The 4,845-nt window shown below is 57.0% G+C and carries 4 protein-coding genes; 2 read left to right on the top strand and 2 right to left on the bottom strand.

All coding sequences use genetic code 11. The features are described from left to right. Positions 1–2,509, top strand: a 2,509-nt coding sequence (locus ABJQ89_RS11065; RefSeq protein ID WP_348496296.1) for an efflux RND transporter permease subunit, incomplete at its 5' end; no start/stop codon positions are given. 1 nt (position 2,510) lies between these two features. On the opposite strand, the gene ABJQ89_RS11060 is transcribed toward ABJQ89_RS11065, so the two are convergent. Continuing rightward, positions 2,511–3,320: a protein-disulfide reductase DsbD domain-containing protein gene (locus ABJQ89_RS11060; protein ID WP_348496295.1), complete on the bottom strand. Its 810-nt coding sequence runs from the start codon at positions 3,318–3,320 to the stop codon at positions 2,511–2,513. A 136-nt stretch (positions 3,321–3,456) separates the two neighbouring features. On the opposite strand from ABJQ89_RS11060, the gene ABJQ89_RS11055 reads away from it, so the two are divergent. Beyond that, complete coding sequence (locus ABJQ89_RS11055) at positions 3,457–4,032, top strand: YqgE/AlgH family protein (protein WP_348496294.1); 576 nt, start codon at positions 3,457–3,459, stop codon at positions 4,030–4,032. An 11-nt stretch (positions 4,033–4,043) separates the two neighbouring features. On the opposite strand, the gene ABJQ89_RS11050 is transcribed toward ABJQ89_RS11055, so the two are convergent. Next, a partial coding sequence (locus ABJQ89_RS11050; protein WP_348496293.1) for a 5-(carboxyamino)imidazole ribonucleotide synthase occupies positions 4,044–4,845 on the bottom strand: 802 nt, incomplete at its 5' end.

Raw genomic sequence — 4,845 nt, 5'->3', positions numbered from 1 at the left:
TCAGGTGGAAGAGGTCGCAGCGCAGATGGAAGAGACGCTTCCTGCTGGTGTGACGCTAGAATTGATCCGTACGCGCGCAGAGGCGATTAGCGGGCGTTTGAACCTTTTATTGGACAATGCACTGACGGGCTTGGCCTTGGTCGTGTTGCTGCTGTTCTTGTTCCTGAATGCGCGCACGGCGTTTTGGGTGGCGGCGGGTATTCCCGTGGCTTTGTTCGCGGCGATTGCGCTCATGTATGTGGGGGGGTTGACGATCAATATGATCTCGCTGTTTGCCTTGATCATCACGCTCGGGATCGTCGTGGATGATGCGATTGTGGTGGGCGAGCATGCGGATTACCGCGCGCGCGAATTGAACGAGACGCCAGTCGTGGCCGCGGAAAATGCGGCGCGGCGCATGGCGATGCCTGTGTTTTCGGCGACGTTGACGACGGTGATTGCCTTCTTTGGTCTGGTGTCGATTGGCGGGCGCTTTGGCAGTTTGATTGGCGATATTCCGTTCACGGTGATTGCGGTTCTATTGGCATCTTTGGCGGAGTGTTTCCTCGTTTTGCCGAACCATATGAGCCACGCTTTGGCGCATTCGACCAAGCGGCATTGGTATGACATGCCAAGCCGCGTTGTGAACATTGGGTTTGAATGGGTGCGTGACAAGCTGTTCAAGCCGCTGATGGCGGGTGTGATTTGGGCGCGTTATGCGGTGTTTGCGGGGGTTGTTGTGATCCTTGCGAGCCAGATTGTTCTGTTCATCAATGGCGATGTGCAATGGCGGTTCTTTAATGCGCCGGAGCGGTCTTCGGTCACGGGGAACTTCACGATGGTGGAGGGTGCGAGCCGCGACGATACGTTGGCGATGATGCGCGAGATGCAGCGCGCGACGGAAGAGTTGGCGCGTGAGTACGAGGCCGAGCATGGGGCCAATCCGCTGGATTATGTGATGGCGACGATTGGTGGATCGGCCGGGCGCGGTTTGGCGGGTGCAGATACGAAGGACAATGATCTGCTTGGCGGCATTTCGATTGAGTTGATCGATGCGGATTTGCGGCCCTATTCCAGTTTTGCCTTTGTTGCGGATTTGCAGGACAAGGTGCGCCGTCATCCGCTGAGCGAGAATGTATCGTTCCGATCATGGCGCTCTGGTCCCGGTGGATCGTCCATGGATGTGCAGTTTTATGGTGCGAGCGCGGAGACATTGAAGCGCGCAAGTGAGGCGTTGCAGTCTGAATTGGCGCGTTTTCCCGAGGTGTCGGCGGTGGAGGATAACCTTGCCTATGACAAGGAAGAGCTGATCTTGGAGCTGACGGCGCAAGGGCAGGCCTTGGGCTTTACCATTGATCAGTTGGGCACGGTTTTGCGCCATCGTTTGAACGGGATTGAAGCTGCGAGCTACCCTGAGGGGCCGCGCAGCGCGACGATCCGTGTGGAGTTGCCGAGCAATGAGCTGCGGGCGGATTTCCTGGATAGCACGTTGCTGCGCAGTAAGTCGGGCAGTTATGTGCCGCTGGCCGATATTGTGAGCGTGACGCAGCGCACTGGCTTTTCAACGGTGCGGCGCGAGAATGGTGTGCGGTTGATTTCGGTGACGGGGGATATTTCAGAGGATGATCCCGCGCGCGCGAGTGAGATTGAAGATGCGCTGGAGCAGCAGATTTTGCCGCGCATTGCATCCGAGCAGCAAGTGGATTGGCGTCTGTCAGGACAGTCGGAGCAGGAGGATGCCTTCTTAACCGATGCGATGACTGGCTTGGTCCTGTCGCTGACCGGCATTTATTTGGTGCTCTCGTGGGTCTTTGCCAGCTGGACGCGGCCCTTGGTCGTTATGGCGGTCATCCCGTTTGGGTTGGTTGGTACGATCTACGGTCATGCGCTTTGGGATGTGCCGCTGTCCATGTTCACCGTTGTTGGACTGTTGGGCATGACGGGGATCATCATCAACGATTCCATCGTTTTGGTCACAACGATTGACGAATATGCCAAGGATCGCGGTTTGATCCCGTCGATCATCGATGGCGCGGCGAACCGGTTGCGCCCTGTGATGTTGACCACGATGACAACGGTTCTGGGTCTTGCGCCCCTGTTGTTTGAGCGCTCTAGCCAAGCGCAATTCCTGAAGCCGACAGTGATTACGCTGGTCTATGGCTTGGGCTTTGGCATGATCCTTGTTCTGCTGGTCGTGCCGTCGCTGATTGCGATGCAGTATGATGTGCGCAGACGAGTGGATAGCTTTAAGCGCGGGCTTAAGTTCCGCGCGCGGGGGCCGCGTTTCTTGCTCAATGGATTGGCTGTGATCACGCTTGGTTGGCTTGCCGTGACCATGGGCTATGCGGCGGTTTACGATATGATCTTGCCTGAATTTACTCAGGCGCTTCCACGACTTGCAGAGGCGCCCGCGATGATCGCGGCCTTCGCGATCTTTGTTGCGGGCATGGTGGCGCTGATCGTTGCGGCCTATGTGATATCGCTTGTTGCACTTCTGATCTCACGCCGCGGGCGGCGCATGGCGGTTTGAGTTAACCGCCGCTGCATCCCTCGATTTCAACCGCGCGGGTTTCACCAAGAACCGTGATGCGAATTTTGCTGCGGTTAATGACAAATGGCGCAGCTTCGACATGCTGAATTTCAGTGCTCGCGTGCATCGTATTGCCGGATCGTTTGGCGCTTGGCTCTGCGACCCAGAGCAGAGGATTGGCAGTTTCGATGACCACGGCTTCTGAGTTGCCAACGGGAGGCAACGTGAAGCTGGTTGCCAGCTTGATCCCGTCCGAGGTGGGTTCGATCTTGCAAGTGACATTCTGCGCGCCTGCCTGTTTGCCACTGTAAGGCCGGTCAGCCAAAGCGGAGGCAATGCGCGGATCGCGTTTGCTGGCCGAAGCGGGCAGGGTCGCGGTGACATTGAGCGTTTGAGGAATGCAGATGTCTTTGCAAATCCCGATCTCGATCTTTGCCTTCAGCGAGATGTCGCCCCCCTTGCGGTTCGGAGTGACGCGCAGGGGCAGAACGACCTGATCGTAATAGACGATCGAGCGCAAACCATTGCCGTGATAGACCTCGGGGCGGGGCCAGACGACTTGGCTGGCTTTGACATTGCCCGACGCGCTAAGATCGAAGATCGGTGGAATACCTGCATCGCCCGGCGCGCGCCAATAGGTGTGCCACCCTGGCTCTAGCTCGAGACGCACAGCAGCGACATGGGTGCCATCCGCTTGTCGCCAGCCGGTCAACAGGCTGGCGGAAAGAATGTCATCGAAATTTTGCGCCTCTGCGGGCAGGGGCATAGCAAAAGCAGCGAGCAAGGCGAGGGGTGTGAATTTTACTGTCATAGCCTTTGACTGCAGCAGCCGAGGCGTCTTGCCAAGTCACTTGTTTGAGAGGAAAATGAGAGAAATTGTAAGGTTTGGCTTGCTTAACGGCGTTATGCAGCCCATCTTTTGAGTAATTGGTGAGTAAATTTAGTTTATGACGGATACAGATTTAGGTGATGATCTAACAGGTAAGTGTTTGATCGCAATGCCTGATATGGGTGATCCACGCTTTAGCGGAAGCGTTGTCTTTCTGTGTGCCTATTCGCCTGAGGGCGCGATGGGTTTGATTGTTAACAAACGCGTTGATGGTGTGCATTTAACGGATTTGTTAGATCAATTGTCCATTCCCAAAGGCGACACCCAAGATAGTTTTCCGATTTATTATGGTGGTCCCGTGGAAAACGGCCGTGGTTTTGTGCTGCATTCGCTTGATTATCATTCTGACTTATCGACAATGAAGGTCGCCGATACGTTCGCAATGACCGCGACCATTGATGTTTTGGAAGACATTGGTGCAGGGCGTGGCCCGCAAAACGCGTTGGTGTTGCTGGGTTATGCGGGTTGGGGACCCGGACAATTGGAGGCGGAAATTGCCTCTAACGGGTGGTTGATCGGTGACGTGTCGAGCGATGTGATTTTTGAAGCGGCGGATAGTGACAAATGGCCCAAGGCCTTGGAGGCCATGGGCGTCAATCCAGCGATTTTGTCGTCGAGCGGTGGTACTGCCTAGTTTTTAGCCGGTTAGCTTTTGGCAGGACCTGTCACGCGGTTAACGTGGCCCATTTTACGGCCTTCTTTCACGTCCGCTTTGCCATAGAGATGCAGCGCTGTTTCCGCTTGCGCCGCTAGGGTCGGTACGCGGTCCATGTCATCACCAATCAGGTTCTCCATCACGACATCAGAGTGGCGTTGCCCGTTGCCGAGCGGCCAGCCCGCAATCGCGCGGATGTGTTGTTCGAACTGATCGACGGTGCAGCCGTTTTGTGTCCAGTGACCTGAGTTGTGCACGCGCGGGGCAATCTCATTAACGACGAGGCCAGTGGGCGTGACGAAGAGTTCGACGCCCATGACGCCGACGTAATCGAGTTCATTGAGGATACGGCCTGCAAGCAGAACACCGTCCATGCGCAGACTGCCGCTGACGTGTGCGGGCACTGTGGTTTTGCGCAGGATGCCGCCCTCGTGGACGTTTTCGCCGGGGTCATAGCAGGCGACTTCGCCCGAAGGGCTGCGTGCGGCGATGACGGAGATTTCGGCGGAGAAGTCGATGAAACCTTCGAGCACGGACGGCGCGCCTGCCATATCGGCGAGCGCTTGATCCGCGTCGGCGGCGGAGGCGAGGCGGGCTTGGCCCTTGCCATCATAGCCGAAACGGCGGGTTTTCAGGATCGAGGGTGCGCCGACCTTTTCGATGGCGGCCTGCATGGAAGCGGCGTCGTCAACGGCGGCGTAGGGCGCGACGGTGAGGCCGAGGCCAGAAAGGAAGTCCTTTTCCGTGATGCGGTCTTGGGAGATGCGCAGTGCTTCGCGGCCCGGGTGGATC

Source organism: Planktotalea sp. (assembly GCF_039984035.1).
In the GTDB taxonomy this organism is placed as follows: Bacteria; Pseudomonadota; Alphaproteobacteria; order Rhodobacterales; family Rhodobacteraceae; genus Planktotalea.
Note: the sequence above shows the minus strand (reverse complement) of the source record. Positions and strands in the feature narration are given on the sequence as shown.